18 protein-coding genes are annotated in these 20,307 nt (G+C 36.8%); all 18 read right to left on the reverse strand.

Annotated features, from left to right (window positions below; genetic code table 11):
* Nucleotides 1-262 precede the first annotated feature (262 nt).
* Nucleotides 263-2,197: a polysaccharide biosynthesis protein gene (locus tag ACN0U3_RS13745; protein WP_417266670.1), complete on the reverse strand. Its 1,935-nt coding sequence runs from the start codon at nucleotides 2,195-2,197 to the stop codon at nucleotides 263-265.
* Nucleotides 2,198-2,434: 237 nt separating this feature from the next.
* A complete protein-coding gene (locus tag ACN0U3_RS13750; RefSeq protein WP_417266671.1) occupies nucleotides 2,435-3,610 on the reverse strand; it encodes a DegT/DnrJ/EryC1/StrS family aminotransferase in 1,176 nt (391 codons plus the stop codon).
* Nucleotides 3,611-3,614: 4 nt separating this feature from the next.
* Complete coding sequence (locus ACN0U3_RS13755) at nucleotides 3,615-4,199, reverse strand: sugar transferase (RefSeq protein ID WP_417266672.1); 585 nt, start codon at nucleotides 4,197-4,199, stop codon at nucleotides 3,615-3,617.
* Between the two features lie 12 nt (nucleotides 4,200-4,211).
* Nucleotides 4,212-5,045, reverse strand: a complete 834-nt coding sequence (locus ACN0U3_RS13760) for a glycosyltransferase (RefSeq protein WP_417266673.1) — start codon at nucleotides 5,043-5,045, stop codon at nucleotides 4,212-4,214.
* Complete coding sequence (locus ACN0U3_RS13765; RefSeq protein ID WP_417266674.1) at nucleotides 5,042-6,247, reverse strand: glycosyltransferase family 4 protein; 1,206 nt, start codon at nucleotides 6,245-6,247, stop codon at nucleotides 5,042-5,044. The genes ACN0U3_RS13760 and ACN0U3_RS13765 overlap by 4 nt, the downstream gene beginning before the upstream one ends.
* Complete coding sequence (locus ACN0U3_RS13770; RefSeq protein ID WP_417266675.1) at nucleotides 6,240-6,698, reverse strand: acyltransferase; 459 nt, start codon at nucleotides 6,696-6,698, stop codon at nucleotides 6,240-6,242. Before ACN0U3_RS13770 ends, ACN0U3_RS13765 begins: the two co-directional genes overlap by 8 nt.
* Nucleotides 6,685-7,929: a hypothetical protein gene (locus ACN0U3_RS13775; RefSeq protein WP_417266676.1), complete on the reverse strand. Its 1,245-nt coding sequence runs from the start codon at nucleotides 7,927-7,929 to the stop codon at nucleotides 6,685-6,687. The genes ACN0U3_RS13770 and ACN0U3_RS13775 overlap by 14 nt, the downstream gene beginning before the upstream one ends.
* Complete coding sequence (locus tag ACN0U3_RS13780) at nucleotides 7,916-9,055, reverse strand: glycosyltransferase (protein ID WP_417266677.1); 1,140 nt, start codon at nucleotides 9,053-9,055, stop codon at nucleotides 7,916-7,918. The genes ACN0U3_RS13775 and ACN0U3_RS13780 overlap by 14 nt, the downstream gene beginning before the upstream one ends.
* The gene (locus tag ACN0U3_RS13785; RefSeq protein WP_417266678.1) at nucleotides 9,033-10,292 is read right to left on the reverse strand and encodes a lipopolysaccharide biosynthesis protein; all 1,260 of its coding nucleotides are present in this window, start codon (nucleotides 10,290-10,292) and stop codon (nucleotides 9,033-9,035) included. Before ACN0U3_RS13785 ends, ACN0U3_RS13780 begins: the two co-directional genes overlap by 23 nt.
* Entirely contained in the window at nucleotides 10,276-11,376 is a 1,101-nt protein-coding gene (wecB, locus tag ACN0U3_RS13790) for a non-hydrolyzing UDP-N-acetylglucosamine 2-epimerase (RefSeq protein WP_417266679.1), read from the reverse strand. Before wecB ends, ACN0U3_RS13785 begins: the two co-directional genes overlap by 17 nt.
* 5 nt (nucleotides 11,377-11,381) lie before the next feature.
* Nucleotides 11,382-12,449: a DegT/DnrJ/EryC1/StrS family aminotransferase gene (locus tag ACN0U3_RS13795; protein ID WP_417266680.1), complete on the reverse strand. Its 1,068-nt coding sequence runs from the start codon at nucleotides 12,447-12,449 to the stop codon at nucleotides 11,382-11,384.
* Nucleotides 12,450-12,453: 4 nt separating this feature from the next.
* Nucleotides 12,454-13,035: an acyltransferase gene (locus tag ACN0U3_RS13800; protein ID WP_417266681.1), complete on the reverse strand. Its 582-nt coding sequence runs from the start codon at nucleotides 13,033-13,035 to the stop codon at nucleotides 12,454-12,456.
* A gap of 1 nt (nucleotide 13,036) precedes the next feature.
* The gene (locus ACN0U3_RS13805) at nucleotides 13,037-13,987 is read right to left on the reverse strand and encodes a Gfo/Idh/MocA family oxidoreductase (protein WP_417266682.1); all 951 of its coding nucleotides are present in this window, start codon (nucleotides 13,985-13,987) and stop codon (nucleotides 13,037-13,039) included.
* Between the two features lie 22 nt (nucleotides 13,988-14,009).
* Nucleotides 14,010-15,284, reverse strand: a complete 1,275-nt coding sequence (gene tviB / locus ACN0U3_RS13810) for a Vi polysaccharide biosynthesis UDP-N-acetylglucosamine C-6 dehydrogenase TviB (protein WP_394249764.1) — start codon at nucleotides 15,282-15,284, stop codon at nucleotides 14,010-14,012.
* Nucleotides 15,285-15,299: 15 nt separating this feature from the next.
* Nucleotides 15,300-16,340, reverse strand: a complete 1,041-nt coding sequence (locus ACN0U3_RS13815; protein WP_417266683.1) for a Gfo/Idh/MocA family protein — start codon at nucleotides 16,338-16,340, stop codon at nucleotides 15,300-15,302.
* Nucleotides 16,341-16,444: 104 nt separating this feature from the next.
* Nucleotides 16,445-18,616 (reverse strand): polysaccharide biosynthesis tyrosine autokinase, encoded by a 2,172-nt coding sequence (locus tag ACN0U3_RS13820; RefSeq protein ID WP_417266684.1) that lies wholly within the window; start codon nucleotides 18,614-18,616, stop codon nucleotides 16,445-16,447.
* Between the two features lie 85 nt (nucleotides 18,617-18,701).
* Nucleotides 18,702-19,142 carry a low molecular weight phosphotyrosine protein phosphatase gene (locus ACN0U3_RS13825; RefSeq protein ID WP_394249758.1) on the reverse strand — a complete coding sequence of 147 codons (441 nt, stop codon included), beginning with the start codon at nucleotides 19,140-19,142 and terminating at the stop codon, nucleotides 18,702-18,704.
* 66 nt (nucleotides 19,143-19,208) lie between these two features.
* Nucleotides 19,209-20,307, reverse strand: a 1,099-nt coding sequence (locus ACN0U3_RS13830) for a polysaccharide export protein (RefSeq protein WP_417266685.1), incomplete at its 5' end; no start/stop codon positions are given.

Here is a 20,307-nt window from a genome sequence, read left to right on the forward strand (position 1 = left end):
TCAAGAATCACTAGAGCCATAGGCTTCTTAGCTGACATAGGACTGACCTCGTTCAATTCAAAATAAATCGGTATAGAAACAAATTAGCGTAATTTTACTACAGTTTACAGTCAAAACTGTAGTGGAAGATCAAGAAAGCTCGCAGGTAGGAGGATCAGAGCTGAAAAAAAGCTTCTTTTGAAGGCCAAATGTTTTTGCCTCACGTGCTTATTTACAACCCAAAAGACAATAAAAGGCCAGCAACTGAGTTACTGGCCTATCATTAATTCTCTACCACTTGTTGTGTTGAGCTAGAAGCATTCCAAACTAGATCGCCAATACCATCAGTAGGCTTGAATCCTGTAGGTGCATCTAACAACAGTTGACGAATCGTCTCGTGTTCTAAGTTATGGCAAGCAAAATCTAAGGACTCAAGTAGGTTGTCATACTCATCGATTGGCAAAAATACTTCATGAGCTGTCATGATCCGCTCATGAGCAGTACGTTGAACATTATCCCCAATCAACAACTCTTCATACAATTTCTCTCCCGGACGAAGGCCTGAGAATTGAATTTCGATATCACCATGAGGGTTCTGTTCATTCTTAACAGACAAGCCGGAAAGGTTAATCAAGTTCTCAGCGAGGTCTGTAATCTTAACTGACTCCCCCATATCAAGAACAAATACGTCACCACCTTTGCCCATCGCACCAGCTTGAATAACAAGCTGAGCAGCTTCAGGAATTGTCATGAAGAAACGTGTAATATCAGGATGAGTCACTGTTAAAGGGCCACCCGCTTTAATCTGCTTTTTGAAGAGTGGAATTACTGACCCAGAAGAACCAAGAACATTACCAAATCGAACCATACAGAAACGAGTACCGTTTTCTTTCTGATTCTCTTGCTCAGCTAAGGCTTGCAAGCCCAATTCTGCCATGCGCTTGGTTGTACCCATCACATTTGTTGGGCGAACCGCTTTATCTGTTGAGATCAACACAAAAGACTCGACACCAGCTTCAATAGCCGCTTTCGCGGTGTAGTAAGTGCCATAAACATTGTTTCGTACACCCTCTACAACATTATACTCAACAAGAGGAACGTGTTTATACGCTGCTGCGTGATAAACCGTCTCAACCTTAAAAGACCTCATTGCTGTAAGAAGCCGATGCGAACGTTGAACTGACCCCAAAAGAGGGACAATGTCTACATTAAGATCTTTGGATTCTTTTATTAAAGAAAGTTCACGATCAATTTGATATAAGCCAAATTCAGATAGCTCAAATAGAACGAGTGTCTTTGGCTCTTGCTTTAAGATCTGACGACAAAGTTCCGAGCCAATCGAACCGCCAGCGCCAGTTACCATGACGACTTTATCTTTGATGTTGGCTTCCATTAGGACCTGCTGAGGAGCTACAGCATCACGGCCTAATAAATCATCAATTGGAACATCAGTCAGCTCATCAATCTTCGCTTTTCCAGAGACGATATCTGCCATATCTGGTACGGTTTGGATTTCTACAGGTAATGGAGCTAAAAGATCTAAAATCTGTTTACGGCGAGCGCGAGACGCACTTGGAATCGCAAGCAAAATTTTAGAAACGTCATGCTTTTGAATCAAAACTTCTGTTTTAGATAAGTCAATAACAGGCAACCCAAGGATCATGGTATTTGTTAGAGTTTTATCTTCATCGATAAATGCCCTGATACGATAATTTTCGGAGGCACGAAGTGCAACTGCGAGCTGACGACCGCCAGAACCTGCACCATAGATCAGCACTTCTTGACGAGAATCTTTTGATGGCGATGTAGTTGCTACTAGATTTCTCACAACAAGACGAGCACCGCCACATAGTAGAGCTAAGTATGCTCCATAGATAATCGGAACTGTTCTAGGGATTGGTTCTTGTAGATAATATGCGAAAACCGCTAGCGCTATAGCTGAAAGCACTGCACCAGCAGTAACTACGAATAGAGCCTGAAAAGTCAGATATCTGAGAATGGCTCTATACAGCCCAATTTTTGTAAAAATCAAAACTGTAGATATTACTGTTAAGCCAATCAGTAATAAGTTGTCACCATCGCTAAGTATCTGTACATCACCCAGCCTTGTCCACAACGCTATGTGCAAAGCAAACAAAATGAGCAATGTGTCTATAATGACACTGATCACTCGCTTGTGTAGGCGAGAAAGCTGCCAAATAAAATTGAGACGTTGCATAAAACATTCTTATTTATTGATTTTGGAATTTATTTAGAAGACTAAAACCTTGTCGAAGCTTAGCTCGTAGCCATAAAAATTAAACAATATTTCAGATATACTTCTTTCCTATCATAATGATCAAAAGCCTTAATAGTGTCAAAATCACTTCTATTAAGGCTTTTCAAAGGACTGAAATATTGTATTTCCTATTTATCACCTAGCTGAACAATTTCTAGTATTAATAGGAGAATACAACTATCTTTGAGCCTCCAGCAAAACTTCACGAATAACCTTACATGTTTCGCTTAGTTCTTGTTCTGTTAAGGTTGGGTGAACAAGAAACATTAAGCTTGTGTCCCCTAAGATTACAGCATTACTCAACGGTTTTTCTGGACGCCAAGGTGTATTGTCAAACGCTTTTTCGAGGTACACTTCAGAGCAACTGCCTTGGAAAGCAGGTACACCACGCTCTACGATAGTCTCTACTATACGATCTCGTGTCCACCCATCGGCAAGGTTTTGAGGTTCTATAAACAGATAATGTTTATACTCAGCATGTTCACTATATTCTGGAACTCGAACTCTACGAACAACGTTGAGATCTGCCACTGATTCATCGATTCTTGCAGCATTCTCTTGACGCTTCGCTGTCCACTCTAACATTCGATTCAATTGAATACGACCAATAACGGCTTGCATTTCAGTCATACGCCAGTTAGTACCAAAAGACTCGTGTAACCAACGAAAGCCCGGTGGGTGCTCTCGGTTATAAATAGCATCAAAGCTCTTACCATGATCTTTGTACGACCACATAGTAGACCACAGTGCTTTATCATTAGTTGTTACCATGCCACCTTCACCACCTGTTGTCATGATCTTATCTTGGCAGAAAGACCATGCTCCAATGTGGCCAATAGTACCAACACTACGGCCTTTGTATTTCGCACCGTGCGCTTGAGCACAATCTTCAATAACGTAAAAACCGTTCTGCTCTGACAGCGCCATAATAGCATCCATCTCAGCAGGCATACCGGCGAGGTGTACAACAATCACCGCTTTAGTTTTGGGTGTCAGTACCGCTTGTATTGATTCTGCTGTAATTGCTTGGGTGTTTAAGTCTACATCCGCAAAAACTGGTGCGGCACCTGAAGTCACAATTGAAGAAGCTGAAGCAAGGAATGTTCTTGGCGTGGTAATTACCTCGTCACCCTCACCAACGCCTAAGGCTTTTAGTGCCACGTCGAGTGCAAGTGTGCCGTTACCTAGAGCAATCGCATATTCACAACCAGCCCATGTCGCGAATTCTTTTTCGAACTCACGACACTCACTACCAGTCCAGTAATTCACTTTATTTGATAGTAGAACGCAGCTCACTGCATCAGCCTCTTCTTGAGTAAAAGAAGGCCATGGAGAAAATGGAGTACTTAACATAAAACTACCTTTTAACTGTCTTGATAATTAGTTTTAAATCATGAATGATCGAGTTATCTAAAAAATACTGATAGTTAATTTCAACCTTATCCGGCCAAATAACTTCGTCATTATATTTTTTAGGGTTATCAACGGAGTCTAAGATCTCTTCTTCGTTAGCATATTTAATTGATGCCGGGCCGGTAATTCCTGGCCGGAGTTCCAATATTTGACGGTATTTCCCTTCAAGTTTATCAGCATACCCCGGAACATCAGGGCGAGGTCCCACAAAACTCATATCGCCAATAAGGACATTGTATAATTGAGGTAGCTCATCTATCTTGTACTTCCGCAGAAAAGCTCCTATTGGAGTTATTCTTTTCTTTTGAAGGCTAGTTATTGCCATTGTTGAATCGACGCCAATTTTAGTATCAATCATAGTTTTGACTTTATAAACTTTAAAAATACGGCCTTTCCGGCCAATTCTGCGTTGAGAGTAAATTCCAAAACTCTTAGTTGATAAGCTAGCAACTATAAAGGCTACCAGTAAGATAGGGAAAGCAATTAACAAAAGAAAAAATGATAGTATTAAGTCAAACGTTCTCTTCATTATACAACTCACCTATTTAATAACTGCATTTCTTACCCAATTATAAAATGGAGTAATTGTAACGACAAAACACAACATCGCCAGTGCACAATGGCGAATGCCTCCTCCTAAATCAAAAATAACTCTAAAGCGATCCAACATATCCGAGTAAGCCTTCTTTACATCAGTTCTTCTTAGCGAGGTATCTTCCGAAAAATCGAAAATATATAATGGCTTAGATATATTCCCGAATACTCTATCTCTCTTGAAAAAACTTAGCCATAACAACGTATCCTCATTCCTAAGAGAAAAAAGTGGGTAATATATGCCTTCATTAAAAACATCGCGACGAATAGCAACAGTTGGATGAGACACTGAGTTTCTGTAAAGAAACATCTTTTTTATATCACTATGTTTTGTTGGGTAGCGTATTATTTCTGCGTCACAACAACGCGATAAACATGCATCCAAAGAACCGAGGCCAGTATCCAATTGATACATCGCACTACCAAAGATATCGACTTTTGGGTTAGCCAAAGAGTAGTTCACAATTTCTTGTAGTCTATTTGGCAAGGATATATCATCAGCGTCCATTCGCACAAATATATCACCAGAAAAAGTCTTAATAATTTTATTCAGTCCAAATGCTAAGCCATTATTAATATCAGAATAAATAACTCTAACCCGTTCATCGGATATTTCTTTAAAATAGTCTAATAAATCTAACTTTGACACCCCATCAGAGTATATTATAAACTCAAAATTGCCGTATGTTTGGTTTAATATTGACTCTACAGCTCTTTTTAATTGTACAGAATTTACGCCATCATATACTGACATCGCAATGGACAACGTGACTTGATTCATTCTAACAGTCCTTCATAAATGAGTTTGAGCTTTGCTTCTTCTGTCTCCCAGTTATATGCTTCCACAGCAGCCCGTCGCCCGTTAGCACCCAACTCACCTCTCAAACTAGGATTACATGCCAGCTTATTGATAGCGTGAGCATAACTATATGGATCATTCCTATCACAAACTAAACCGCAATTGATAGCCTTAACTTTTGAACTCATTTCTGGTAATTCATTACAAACAAATGGTTTACCAGCCATGATGCTCTCAAAAAACTTATTCGGTAGGGCATCATAAGCGGGGCTGTGCAAAATATTAGGAATTGTCAATATATCACTAGACATCAGATACTCTTTTACTTTACTAGGTTGAACAGAACTACCAAAGACAACCTTATCTGTAAGGTTTAATTCGTTGACCAATAACTCTAGTTTTTTCCATGCTTTTTCGTGACCAACACCATAAACAGCTAGGACAATATCATCGTTCCAATGCATACAAGAGTTTATAAGATCACCGAGCCCTCTATCTAAGTTTACACTCCCTAGGTATAGAACAATACACGTTGAGCTTGAAATATTATGTTCTTCTCTTATTTTATTACTATAAGATAGGTCATGTAATAGTGGAGTATTATATATGTAATTAATATTTTCAGGTAAAACATGAGACCTGAAACTTAAATCTGACTTCAGTCGAGATGCGACTGTTATAACAGAATCAGAATACTTTGGAAGCTTTCGTTCAAGAAAATCCCATAAAGACCTAAGCTTATAATGAACGGAGTCTTTCACTTGAATCATTGAAAATATATCATGGCAATCAAATATTATTTTTTTCTTTTTAAACTTAGCAACCACTCCGCCAAGAAATAACGCATCGATATCATGAAGGTGATAAAGATCACATTTTACTTTGTTAATTTCAAAAACAAACTTCATCATTCCGGAAAAAAGCCAGATGAAATTAACAAGCTTATCTAGTAGCTTATTATTGAGGGAGTCTCTTCTCGTTAGTTTTACACTTCTAACTTCTAGATTTCCTGAGTTATCATCAATAAGTAAATTAGAATCACTTTCATATATTGAATCTTCAGGTCTTTGAGAGCAAATGACTGTAACAGAGTATCCAAACTTCAAAAGACTAGAAACTTGTTTAAATACCCTTCTGTCATTCCAAAAATCGGTAGTAACTACCACGCATATACTTTTATTCATGAATTATCGCTGCTTTGCTAATAGCTAACTTCTTACTTGGAACATCTTTAGAAACAAGAGCTCCAGCCCCTACAATAGCATTTTCCCCTATAGTAACACCTGGTAATATAATTGCATTCGCTCCAATAAAAGCTCCCTTTTTTATAATTACTGGTGCGACAGATGCAGAGCCTCTTTGAGAGTTTTCTTTATGGCCTATAATAGAAACTCGAAAAGAAATAGTAACATCACGTTCGATGCTGACCATTTCAGGTACTGTATCGTCTATATAACATTCAACTCCAATAAAAACACCCTTGTCAATTTTTACACCACTTAACTTGAAAAATAACAATCTTACCTTGGGAAAAATTGAATTCCTTGCTATCTTAGAACATAGCTTTATATATAGTTTTTTTAGTTTTGATTTGTGGTTATTTCTAACATAGTCAAAATAATCAATCAAATTCACCCCCCCTATAATTACTTATATTGTTCGCCAAAGACAACATAACCCAAACAACAGGAAAGTTGATAATACTGCTAATACTAATACCAGTGGAAAATACGACTGGTATTACCGATGAGAATGTCAAGAACAAGACTCCGCTGTTACTTGATACGCCTTCAAACACAAATTTATTAAAAAAATAAAAACCTAAATATATATATATATATATTTGAAAAATGATTGATATTGCACCAAAATTAGCCCCCAACTCAATCAACCAATTATGAGGGCTACATATACCTCCGTTTGCATATGATGAAGACCCAAAACAGGTGAGTTCGAATGCCATTGGACCAGAGCCTAGGTAATAACTATTAACCAGTATGTCTAAGCCCAGTCGAGCCAATTCAAACCTGATTAGATCTGCAGAATCAGCAGCAGTAATCTGATTAAAAAGAACTTCAATCATTCCATATGATACAACGAAAGAAAAACTAAGTAAGAAAACAAACATAGAATAAAACAAAATTTTTCTTAGTTTAAATGAAAATCGATTTGACAATGATAAGTTAATGAACCTGATAGAAAAAAGAAAAATTGGCAAGAAAACCATTGCTGAGTTAATTCGACTACCTGTGCTCAAAACAAGATAAATAGACGTAATGTATAATATACAATAGAAAACTTTAAATAATAGTTTATTCTCAAAAAAAGCTCGAGCAAAAAAAAGCGCCGCACCTATTGAAGTGATAGACGCATAGTTATTTTCATTATAAAATGTACCAGTTGGAATACTTGGATCCGAGTAATAAAATGAATAATCATAATGCCTGGAATTCGGCAAATGCAATCCTGTAAGATTTTCAAACAATCCAATTAATAATGAAAAAAAGAAAAGAAAAGATAACCATCTCAACATACGAGTGTAATTAATCTCTGTCACAGAAAGAAAATAGACTGTCAAGAAGTTTGTTAAGAATATAATATAATAGCTAAGTTGGGATATATCCTTTACAGTAAAAATACTTACTAAAGAGGCCCATGTTAATATAAAGAAAATTGCCCAATTTATTCCATTACCAACAACTAAAGACCCTGTTCTAAGTAAGATTAGAATTGATACCGCCACGTAAATCAATAACAAAATACTAACCGGAGCTAGAAATCCTGGCAACATTGCAGTGTTAACAAAACCAAATACTAGTAGTAGTATCGAGAAATAGTCATTTAGTTTCTTTCTATTTAAAATCATAAACTTCTTTGTACAATGAAATTAGCAATCTAGCCACAACACAATCCGAAAATTTGCTTTCAGCGTCTTGCCTAATTTCTTGAGGAATGTATTTTCTATTTAATAAATCTTTGTGAATCCGAGCTAATCCAGTAGCTATTGATTCTGGATTGCTTTCAACTAAAATCCCATTTTTATCATTAATTATATCCCTAACTCCCAAAGAGTCACAACTAATAATGGGGATACCGTGAGCCAATGCTTCAATGTATATCATACCAAAAGTTTCATAGTGGCTAGTGTGTAAAAGCAAATCTGACTGTTCAAATTTCTTAAATGTTTCAGTCCGACTTAACTGACCACAAAGATTCACTTGCTCTTGTAAACCTAATGCAGCTATCCTCGACTTCAATTTTCCGTACAATGGTCCATCACCGACAATATCTACATTCAATGCATCCATTCCCATCATTTTTATAGCATCAAGAATAATCAATGGGTTTTTATTCGAATCTAAACTTCCCACAAAGAGAACATTTAATGACTTTCGCTCATTCAACTCTTTTAGCTTGCGCCCTTCAAACTTAAATAGATTGGGAATTACTCGTGCTTTAACATTAGTTTTTAAAAAAACATCCTTCGCCAAATTATGACTAACTGCGACTACTGAATTTGCGTTACGATAAGTAGTCTTAATATCCAATTTTTTCTTATGATCGCCAGTTAGCTTTCTAATCTGGCTACTATGTTCAGTAACTACATAGCCAATACCAAACTCCTTTTTAATCCACAAGGCTAAGTCTCCGGCCAAAAAAGAATGCAAATGAACTACATCAGGTAAACCGAACTCTTTCCTATAGCTTTCAAATAATATTTTTCCAAAGTGTAAAATTAGTTTTTTATTAATTGGCCGAACACTAGGTAATTGAGAGTAAAAATGTGGTATTCCGTGATATTCATTATAACCATTAGCGATGATTTCGAGTTTCTTTTGAGTAAATATCAATTTTGGTGAAATCAACGATACTGAAAGAAATGTAACCTCTAAACCAGCTTCTTTTAAGGCAACTCCTTGCTCTAGGAAAAATGAGCCAGATAAAGGTTGATATGAATTAGAAAACCAACTAGGTATAATTAAAACTTTCACAATTAGAGTAATTCCTTGAAAAGAGCAACGCTAAAGTAATATAAACCAATAAAAGCAAGCTCATGCTATATGAAAAAAAAGATAATGTTTCAACTATTTCACCTCGAGCAAAGTATATTGATGATGCAGCAGTAATAAAATAAGAACAAGAAAAGTAAAAAGAAACCTTTTGCTTATTAATAATTAAGAACACACTTGAAATAGGACTACTAACAAAGTTAAAATATAGCCATGGCGTAAGTGATATTGCTATCTCACCCGCAACCCTCCATTCAACACCAAATATTAATACAAAGAAATCCACTGCATAAAAATATATTAATAGAAATGGCACTATCCCTAACAATGCTAAAAAAACAACACTTTTACAGAGTATTGGGTATACCTTTTCTCTTTCGACTCTACTTACTTCTGAGAAAAAAACTTGCCCTAAAACAGCATTAACCAATTGAATAGGACCTTGTAGTATTCTTAATGAAAGAGAATATTGACCTAGCAATGCATTACCAAAACCATTTGCTATAAGATAATTAACGGATAAATTTCGTCCTGAGTCAATCAATGATGCAGGAGCGGTATACAGAGGTATACTCTTGTATTCAAAAAGTGTTTTTGTCATACGTTTCAATTTGGAAAATCTAAAGAATTTGAAATTACCAAATTTAAATATATTAGTCTTAAAAATAAAATCAAAAACCAATATAGATAAATATGAAAAAGTCAAAGCTAGTAATAAGCCAATATCAAAATATGAAAACAAAAACTGGAAAGATACGAGCACAATTGACAGTATTATTTTCAATTTAGCTAACGCTTTATAGTTCTTCTGCCTCATCAATGAATAATTAATGACTTGATACATTGAATAACAAAATGTGAATACTGGAAGTAAATACACTCCCTCTTTTCCAATTAACTCACTTATATTATGGCTAAAAACAACACAAAGAAACAGTATAACAAGCAATGACAATGTCGACAGAAACAAACACAGATTCTTCACTCTATTTGACACTATATCACTTTGAGGCAGCACAATCGCAGTTTCTAAGCGCCCCATAGTTAACATAGACAAAAATGTTGCCATAGCTAGATAATTGGCAACCAAACCAAACTGTTCTGGTGTATAAATTCTAGTTAAAATTGGCATGATTAATAGAGGAACTAATTGTGAAAGCACTGTTCCTGACATTAATATACCAATTTTGCTCCAAATCAACTTAATATTGCTTAGCATTCGAATCAATCAGTAGCCTATCTAAGATAATACGGCCAGTGTTACCATCTCCATACAAAGCACTCCAAACGTCAGGCTTTCTCAAATTGTGATACGCATTAACAATTTCGCTTTTATTACTGCCTACCAAAGTATTCCAACCACTATCCACAGTCTCAACCCATTCAGTTTCCTCTCTCATTGTAATGCAAGGAACTTGGAATATGTATGCTTCTTTTTGTACACCTCCTGAATCAGTAATGATGCAACTAGCATTTTTTTCAAGAGCTATCATATCCAACATTGGTACAGGTGGTAATATTTTAACGTTATCTAACAAATAAACTAATCCATATTCCTCGATCTTTTTGTTAGTTCGAGGGTGTAAAGGAAGTATAACAGTGGTATCTTTAGTAAGAACTGATAACGATTCTAAAATAGACTGTAGTTTTTCTTTTGAATCAGTATTCTCTTGTCTATGACAAGTAACAAGAACAAACTCACCCTTACATAACCCTTCATCTTCAACTATGCATGATCTAATATCGGAAAGGTTACTATAAAATAAAGATGCGTCATTCATTATATCCCCACAGTTTATTACATTTGAAGTAATACCTTCCTTAGCCAAATTATCACAAGCCAATTGCGTTGGGGCAAAACAAATATCAGATACATGATCAGTAAGTACACGATTAACTTCTTCAGGCATAGCTCGATTGAAAGAACGTAGACCCGCTTCAATGTGTGCAACTCGAATGCCCAATTTACTTGCAGCGATCGCACCACTTAAAGTCGAATTAGTATCTCCGTAAAGTACAACAAAATCAGGTGACTCTTTTATCAAAATATCTTCAATCCCCTTAATCATCTCCCCTGTTGCATGGCCATGGCTTTTTCCACCTATACCAAGATAATAATCAGGTTTTGGAATATTCAATTCATCAAAAAAAACCTCAGACATATTGACATCATAATGCTGTCCTGTATGAATAATTATTTCTTGTATCCTAGCACCCGAAGAGTTTAATTCTCTGATATTTCTTGATAAGACTGCTGCTTTTACAAACTGAGGTCTTGCCCCAATTACTGTTACAATTTTCATAATACCTACTTTAAATAACCATGCATTGGCAAACTACAAACTTCTTTAGATAACTTATTAGCAACTGGAAAGTCATTGGCTGAATAGTTAAGATAATGAAAAGCCGGTTGAGCATGCATGCAGGTAGCATAATAGACCATCACAGGAATATTTTTCGCTCTAAACTCTTCAATTATTTTTTCTCTTTGTTCAGTCTTAACTGTATACTGAGCCCAAGAGGATGTGTATCCATGAGGAAGCTCAGGCAATACTAAACTTTTGGGTAAAATTTGACTATAATTAAGTGCCGCTCTGTTTCTATTGTCTAATTCTATTGGAAACTCTTTCAATTTTTCCAACAAGATTGCAGCTTGAATAGTATCAAGGCGACTGTTCACACCTATTCTTATATTATTGTATTTGTCACTTCCTTGTCCATGAACCCTTAGTGACCTTAACTGTTCAGCATATTCGTCGTTGTCCGTAAATATAGCTCCACCATCACCATAACACCCGAGAGGTTTAGCCGGGAAAAAGCTTGTTGTTGCTATATCTCCAAACGAGCCTGCTTTTCTACCGTTAATGGAACCACCAAAGCCTTGCGCAGCATCTTCAATAAGCTTTAAATTATATTTCTCTGCAATTCTTTCTATTTCTGGATAATTCGCTGGTAAGCCAAATAAATCGACAGCTATGATGGCTTTTGGCTTCAAATCACCACGAGAAATTGTTTCTTTAATCCGAAGCTCAAGATCAATTGGGCAAATGTTAAAAGTCTTTTCATCGGAGTCAACAAAAACCGGAGTTGCGTTAGCAAATGCGATTGTTTCAGCAGTAGCAAAAAATGTAAACGTAGGACAAAATACCGCATCACCATCTTCTATACCAAGAGCCATCATTGATAATGTAAGTGCGTCAGTACCATTTGCACAAGTGATACAGTGTTTAACGCCAACATAATCCGCAAGCCTTTCTTCCAATTCGAAAACTTCGGGACCCATAATATACTTACCATGTTGAAGCACGGCATGGATACGAGTATCTATTCTTTCTTTTAGGTGATTATACTGTGCTTCTAAATCAATAAAATGCATTTTCTTACTCTGAAATTAAACTTAACTGCTCGCCTTGCAAGCAATACTTTTGTTGTGTATGTGGACAAGTTATTTCACCGTCACCTTTTAATGGTAAATCTAGCTTTTCTCCATAGGCACTCATCCAACCAATTTGTTTTGCAGGAACACCGACCATTAATGCAAATGGCTTGACGTCTTTATTTACGACTGTGCCGGCGCCAATGAATGCATACTCACCAATAGTAATACCGCAAACAATCGTACAATTAGCACCAAGAGTAGCACCTTTCTTAATAACTGTGTCGAGGTATTCATTCTTTCGTTCAATTAAAGATCGTGGATTATACACATTGGTAAAGACCATACTTGGTCCGCAAAATACGCCTTCTTCTAAGTGCACATTATCATACACAGATACATTATTTTGGATTTTACATTTATCACCAATGGTAACTTTATTGCCAATAAATACATTTTGACCTAAAGATACGCTCTCACCAACTTTGGCTCCGCTACAGACATGAGCCCAATGCCACACTCGGCTATCCACACCTATTTGAGCACCTTCGTCAATGATAGCCGTATCATGTTTAAAATAACTCATATTAGAACTTTCCTAACTTCTGTAGTAATGGATGTTGATTACTAGAATCCGCTACTATTCTTTCAACTCTGATCTTTTCAACAGTCTCTATAGCGACCCTATTTTCTTCTAAACCGTAGCCATTCCCTGCAAGAATATTCTGATAGCTTTGAGTGTGTAAATCAGTAAAGCCCCCCGAAAACTCCAACTCCTCACCTTCAATGTCTATGCTTCGATAGGTCTTCTTCTCTCCTTGAATAGCATTATCAGGCAAGTTATTTTCATCTATAGAGAGAAACCATTTCACTCTAGCTTTTTCATAAACAAGATAGCCGGCAACTGTCTTTTCATCACGGTAATGGACTTCACTATCTTTAATATCACCAAAAACAAAGTGAAGCATATCAAAAAAATGAACACCTACATTGGTTGCTACACCACCTGATTTGTGGTCAAAACCTTTCCAAGATTTGAGGTACCATTTACCACGTGATGTCATGTAGGTTAAATCGACATCAAATACTTTCTCTTTTGGAGATCGAGCTACCTTTTCTTGTAAGGCAATAATTGATGGATGCAAACGAAGTTGAAGTATAGAGTTTACTTTTGCTCCATATTTATTTTCATACTCTTTAAGAATATCGATTTCTGAAGCAGTTAGAACTAGTGGCTTCTCACAAATAACATCAATGCCATTTTTCAAAGCAAACTTCATTTGTGGCGCATGAAGATAATTTGGGGTACAAATTGAAATATAATCTAACTTATTGCCCTTTAATGCTTCATCTTCAACAAAAGCAGCAAAGTCTTCAAACTCCGTAAAGAATTCTGCATTGGGGAAATGCATATCCATAATACCAACAGAGTCTGCGATATCCATAGCAACAGCCAAATTATTATTCGTATCTTTAATTGCTTTTAAATGTCTAGGAGCAATGTAACCAGCGGTACCTATTAGTGCAAACTGCTTCATGATGAAATATTCCTACTATAAATTAAAGGCGGATGTCAGCTTCAGTGTGATGCAATACATGTTTAACGTCGTATACAATATGTTCCGGCTTACATAAACCTCGAATAGCATTTATTCCCATACTTTTTGTTTCACTATGATCAACTGCCAGAATTACAGCATCATATTTCCCGCTTTCTAACGTATCAGTGAGCTCAATACCATACTCATGCATGACTTCCTCTTTAGACGCCCAGCTATCATGTACGTCAACAGTCATATTGAAGTCCTTTAGCTCCTTGACAATGTCAATAATTTTAGTATTACGCACATCTGGGCAATCACCTTTAAACGTAAAGCCTAAAATAAGCACTTTTGCTTCATCAATATGAATTTTTTTACTGGCCAATTTTTTCACTAATTGTGTAGCTACATACTCACCCATACCATCATTAATACGACGACCAGCAAGAATCACTTCTGGTCGATAGCCAACCTCTTGGGCTTTGTGGGTAAGGTAATAAGGGTCAACACTAATACAATGACCACCAACAAGGCCTGGTTTGAATGGTAGAAAATTCCATTTTGTTCCAGCAGCTTTTAAAACTTCTTCGGTATCAATTCCAAGCTTATTAAAGATTTTTGCAAATTCATTAATGATTGCAATATTTAAATCTCGCTGTGTATTTTCAATAACTTTTGCTGCTTCTGCTACCTTAATAGACGAAGCTTTATGTGTACCAGCATCGACAATCGATGAATAAACAGAGTCTACATAATCTGCAATCTCAGTTGTAGAACCTGAAGTGATCTTCATAATCGTTGTTAGACGATTTACTTTATCACCTGGATTGATCCGTTCAGGGCTATAGCCAGCAAAAAAATCTTTATTGAAAATCAAGCCAGATAGTTTTTCAATAATCGGAATACATACTTCTTCTGTAGCACCTGGGTATACCGTAGACTCAAATACAACAACATCTCCTTTAGAAACCACTTTAGCTAGTGCTTCTGATGCCTTTTTTAAAGGAGTCAGATCCGGAGTATTATCATCTGTTATAGGAGTAGGAACTGTCACCACATAAAAATTGCAATTTTTTATATCACTTAATTCACACGTATAAGATAGGTGTTTTGCTGACTCTAATTCTTCATCAGTACATTCTAACGTTGAATCCGTTCCATTGGTCAGTTCTAAAACTCGTGGTGCATTAATATCAAAGCCTATCGTATTGTACTTTTTCCCAAATTCTACAGCTAATGGTAGCCCTACATACCCAAGCCCAATAATACCAATATTTAGATTTTCTAACGTCATTTTATTTTCTCAATTTTATAAATTCAATGGTAAGCCAATTTCTTTATTATCACGTGCAGAGCGATAAGTACTGATCAATAGCTCAAGTGACTTAAGGCCTTCCCTACCATCAGTTTCAGGTTCAGCCTTACCACGTAAAACATCGGCAACATTTTGGAAATAAGGAGGATGACCAAAACCATAAACGGAAGTTGTTTGATAATTAGCATTTTCAATCTCAGTATCATAGTCTTTCTCTTCAGAGAAATTCCATTCTTGAATTTCATTGACAGCAACCCCACCTATGCGCGCTGTACCTTTTTCGCCTAAAATAGTAATCGAGCCTTCTAGGTTTTGAGGGTATGTACACATAGTCACAGCCATAGAGCCTAAAGCCCCATTACGCCATTTGATATTTACTACTCCAGTATCCTCCACATCAATATCTCGATGAGTTGACGTCATTGCATGAATTTTTTCAACGGGACCAATCAACCAATGCATCAAGTCTACATAATGTGTAGCTTGATTCATAAAAGCCCCTCCATCCATATCCCAAGTACCAGACCATAATGCACGATCATAGTACTCCTGAGGGCGAGTCCAAAATACATTCAAATGTACCATATGAATTTTACCAAAGCGTTTCTCTGAAACTGCTCGCTTTAAAAGCTGCAAAGTTGAGTTGCGTCTATTTTGTTTAACAACAAACAAACGTACGTTTGCCTCGTCGCAAGCTCTAACCATATCTAAACCATCTTGCCATTTAGTTGCCATTGGTTTTTCAGTAATCACGTGAACCTTAGCCTGCGCAGCTTTTATAGTCTGTGATGCATGAATACCGCTAGGAGTGCACAGTGTAACTACATCTAAATCGATACTTTGTAATAAATCATCAAGAGATGAATACCCTGGTACTTGGTACTTTGCAATGTGCTCCGATAGTACATTGGGATTATTGTCACACACTGCAACTAACTCATATTCATCAGACAATTGCTGTATAGAACCAAAGTGGTTTTTAGAAATTCGGCCACACCCGACCACAGCAATACGTATTTTTCTTTTGTTTATCATTGGAGTGCCATTCCTTTAACTTAAAAAAATATCTCAGTGCTCTTGGAGCACTGAGACATTCTTGTTGAGTTGATACAATATATTTCGTCTATTCTTTGTTAAATCTATTTTTTATCACTTGAATATGCATAGTTATAATAACCGTAACCATATGAGCTTGACGCTTTCTTTTCAATTGCATTAAAGATAACTCCTTTAACCTCAATTCCAGACTGTTCAAACCTATTACGGGCTATTTCTATCTCTTTTATAGTATTTTGTCCAAAGCGCGCAACCATCAAGGTAGTGCCAGCAAATGCACCAACAATACTAGGGTCTGTAACCGCTAACACTGGCGGTGTATCAACAATTACTAAGTCATATTCTTTTGACGCCCACTCTATAAGCTCAGCAAATCGCGGATGCATCAGCAACTCTGAAGGGTTTGGGGGAACTTGACCACGAGTAATAACTTCTAAGTTTTTTACTGGAGTAGATTTAATTGATTGCGAAAACTCACACTTATTACTTAATAAATCAGAAAGGCCATTATCCCATTTGAGGCCAAAGCTTTGCTGCAAATATCCTTTGCGCATATCTGCATCAATTAATAATACCTTCTGTCCTGTCTTTGCTGCCACAGCAGCAAAGTTTGTAGAAATAAAAGACTTTCCAATACCTGGTGCAGGCCCTGATATCATTAATATATTATTTTTCGCTTCAAGCATTGCGAAATGAAGACTAGTACGTAACCCACGAAGTGCCTCAATAGATAGATCTGCCGGGTTAGACTCAGCGAGCAAAGCTTGTGTTCCCTCACTCAACCTTCTCTTGGATTTAAATCTATTCGTTAACTCCATTTGCAAATCTGACTTTGGAACTGCAGCATAGACAGCTAATCCTATTTGCTCAATCTGTTCTGGAGACTCAACGCCTTTATGTAAGGTAACCCTAATTAATACATATATAACACTAAGCATAAAACCAATAACAGATGCCATTAGTACAATGATCAATTTCTTTGGCTTCACTGGTTTTGTATAGATTTGAGCGTAATCTAAAATCCGAACATTACCTATTGTTCCAGCCTTTATGATACTTAGTTCTTGAACCTTGTTTAATAACTGGATGTATATTTGTTGATTAACCTCAACATCCCGAGTCATCCTCAAGACTTCTCTCTGTGTTTTAGGGAGTTTTTGAACTTGTTTATTTAGTCTTTCTTTTTCCTTTAACAAAGTTTCACGTTTATCCAATAAGGACTTATACGCAGGATGATCTTTAGTAAATCTCTGACTAATTTCACTTTCTTTAAAGGTTAAATCATTTAACTGAGCCTCTAGACCAACCATGACTTTTAGGGTAGATTGAGCTTCAAGTCCTAAATCTATGGACTCATTCTCTTGTCTAAAGTTATTTAGAACATCTTCATACTCTGTTAATTTATTTTTAACTCCTGGCAAATGACCTTGTAGAAAAACCAAACTATTTTCAGCTTCTGCAGAGTTTCTCTTTACATTTTGAAGAAAATAGTTTTGAACAACACTGTTTAATATTTCCTCGACTTTCTTACTATCTTCACCTTCATAACTGAGTTTTAGTATGCCGGTTTTTTTTCCTTGTTCAAAAACAGAAAGGAACCCTTTGAGCTTTTCAATTGCTTCGAAACGACTAATAGTATCTACGTAAAAATCAAATCCTTCACGAGCATGCAGTTCAGATACAAAGATCTTATAACCACCATCTACAACTAACAATTCACCGACACGACCTTCAGAAACAATAACATCGTCCCTAACAAGAGCATATACTCCAGTTGACTCACTTAAAGTACGAATAGAGTGTTTATCATTGTTGTATTTTTCAGGCACCTGAAACCTGTCAATTTGTATGCTATTATTATCACCTCGAAGTCTAGCAATACCTTTACCAATAATAGGGAAGTATCCAGGTGATACAATTGTAGTTAAGTTAAACTTATCTACTGTATCACCAAGAATCATTCTTGACTTTATAATTTCAACTTCTGTTGTGGATGAGGATTCCTTAGAAAAGACCTCTCCCATATCTCCCAACATAGAAGATATTCCACCACTACTTTTTTCTTCAATTTGAATTAATGCATCAGCTTTATAAATCGGTGTAGAAATTAGGGCAAACGCAACACCACCTACAAGAGAAATTGCGGTTGAAATAACAATCAGCCATTTGGCATCAATCAATGACCCAAATAGCTTTCCTAAATCAATTTCATCTGATTTTTCAATTTGTGATGAGAAAGGTTGTTTTATTGTCATCGAGTTATTATTTCCTGAAACTAGTACTATTTTTATCGAGTGGTTTATTCTAAATAAACAGCCTTAACCCATGCCATCGGCTAACTTACAGTTTTTTCGCCCAAGCTTGTGCTGCTTCATCAATCAATATATAAGCGTGTTCAAAAGCTTCTCGGCTTTGGCGGTAAGGGTCGGGGATATCTTGTTGACCAATCCATTGTCCGAACAACATAGTCTTTCCTCTGGCTTCTGGAGAAATTTCAGTTAGCGCCTCCATATGCCCTTTTTCCATCACTAAGATCAGATCGTATTGTGCGCAAAGCTGTGAAGTGACTTGCTGTGATTGATGACCTTCCAAATCAACACTATTTTCCGCCGCAACAAGAATAGCTGTTTCATCTGCGGATTTACCAATCAAATGGCTTTTTTCAGCAGCGATACCTGCTGATGCTACTTGCTTATGTGGTATTAATTTTTGTAACACTCGCTCTCCAGTAGGGGAGCGACAAATATTACCAACACAAACTACAAGAATTTTATCAAACATAAATTACTATAAACCATATAAACTGGGCCACATAAGCATGTGGCCCTATATTCAACCTATCTTGACTTAAGGCCAGTTACGAATACGTAAAACACCTTCTGTCAACTCGTTGAAGCCAGTGATAGTAGGAACTAACTGTCCAATCACACGATTCCAACGACTGATCGGTGCAACAGTCACATAAACAATATCATAGGGTTTAAGATCAAACTCTGTTCCGATAACTAGGGCAGATGCATCATCCATATTCAATTGGTAGATATCAGCCATACGTTGAGATTTGTCATCTGAAGTACGAATGACGAATACGCCCGTAGCATCCGCAGAAAACTGGTTAATGCCACCAACATGTCCAAGAGCTTCAGTTAAACTCATACCAGCACGATCAATTTTGAGCAATCTAGGCTCATTGACTTCACCCATTACAAACACTTTTTGATTATCATTACGCGGAACATGAACAATATCTCCGGCTTGTAATAATCTGTTTTGAGTTAAATCACCGCGTTGCATTAATCCATATAAAGAAACATTCTCTTCAATACCATTGCGCGTCAACGATACGTTTCTCCAATCTGCATTCTCAGAAAGTCCACCAGATCGGTTTACGGCATCAAGCAGTGTCAGAGGAATATTGGTAATTGCTTGTTGTCCAGGACTCGACACTTCTCCCGTAATATATGTCTTTTTTGAACGAAAGGCTGCAACACTAACATCTACTTGCGGACTTTCAATATATTGTGCCAGACGTTTTGCTATATCCGTACGAATTTCACGAACACTTTTCCCTGCAACTTCTACTGTACCAATATAAGGGTAGAAAATGGTACCATCGGCATGTACCCAGTTACCCGCTTCAGAAGCACTACGATAAGAGCCTGCAGGAATAGTCAGCTCAGGATGGTCCCAAATTGTGATATTAAGGATATCACCAACACCAACCTTATACTCATATTTTTCAATTTCAATATCTAGTCCTGGGTTAGCTTGAGATATAGACTTAGTTTGACTCTTATAACTAGACACCGTTTGAGCGGTTAAAGGGTAAAGGTTAACAACATCTGAAATATCCGCAGTTTGTTGTTCCTCAGAAGGAAGGATCACATTCTTATCATCGGTAGTAAGGTGCGTGCCTGGAGTAGTACAGCCAACTAGTAAAGCGGGC

Origin of the sequence: Brumimicrobium sp., from assembly GCF_048268645.1 — a bacterium.
GTDB classification, from domain to species: Bacteria; Bacteroidota; Bacteroidia; order Flavobacteriales_D; family Crocinitomicaceae; genus Brumimicrobium; species Brumimicrobium ulvae.

Coding starts and splice junctions, on each gene's coding strand:
- ACN0U3_RS13745 (WP_417266670.1), bottom strand. CDS start 2,197: ATGCAACGTCTCAATTTTATTTGGCAGCTTTCTCGCCTACACAAGCGA.
- ACN0U3_RS13750 (WP_417266671.1), bottom strand. CDS start 3,610: ATGTTAAGTACTCCATTTTCTCCATGGCCTTCTTTTACTCAAGAAGAG.
- ACN0U3_RS13755 (WP_417266672.1), bottom strand. CDS start 4,199: ATGAAGAGAACGTTTGACTTAATACTATCATTTTTTCTTTTGTTAATT.
- ACN0U3_RS13760 (WP_417266673.1), bottom strand. CDS start 5,045: ATGAATCAAGTCACGTTGTCCATTGCGATGTCAGTATATGATGGCGTA.
- ACN0U3_RS13765 (WP_417266674.1), bottom strand. CDS start 6,247: ATGAATAAAAGTATATGCGTGGTAGTTACTACCGATTTTTGGAATGAC.
- ACN0U3_RS13775 (WP_417266676.1), bottom strand. CDS start 7,929: ATGATTTTAAATAGAAAGAAACTAAATGACTATTTCTCGATACTACTA.
- ACN0U3_RS13785 (WP_417266678.1), bottom strand. CDS start 10,292: ATGCTAAGCAATATTAAGTTGATTTGGAGCAAAATTGGTATATTAATG.
- wecB (WP_417266679.1), bottom strand. CDS start 11,376: ATGAAAATTGTAACAGTAATTGGGGCAAGACCTCAGTTTGTAAAAGCA.
- ACN0U3_RS13795 (WP_417266680.1), bottom strand. CDS start 12,449: ATGCATTTTATTGATTTAGAAGCACAGTATAATCACCTAAAAGAAAGA.
- ACN0U3_RS13800 (WP_417266681.1), bottom strand. CDS start 13,035: ATGAGTTATTTTAAACATGATACGGCTATCATTGACGAAGGTGCTCAA.
- ACN0U3_RS13805 (WP_417266682.1), bottom strand. CDS start 13,987: ATGAAGCAGTTTGCACTAATAGGTACCGCTGGTTACATTGCTCCTAGA.
- tviB (WP_394249764.1), bottom strand. CDS start 15,284: ATGACGTTAGAAAATCTAAATATTGGTATTATTGGGCTTGGGTATGTA.
- ACN0U3_RS13815 (WP_417266683.1), bottom strand. CDS start 16,340: ATGATAAACAAAAGAAAAATACGTATTGCTGTGGTCGGGTGTGGCCGA.
- ACN0U3_RS13820 (WP_417266684.1), bottom strand. CDS start 18,616: ATGACAATAAAACAACCTTTCTCATCACAAATTGAAAAATCAGATGAA.
- ACN0U3_RS13825 (WP_394249758.1), bottom strand. CDS start 19,142: ATGTTTGATAAAATTCTTGTAGTTTGTGTTGGTAATATTTGTCGCTCC.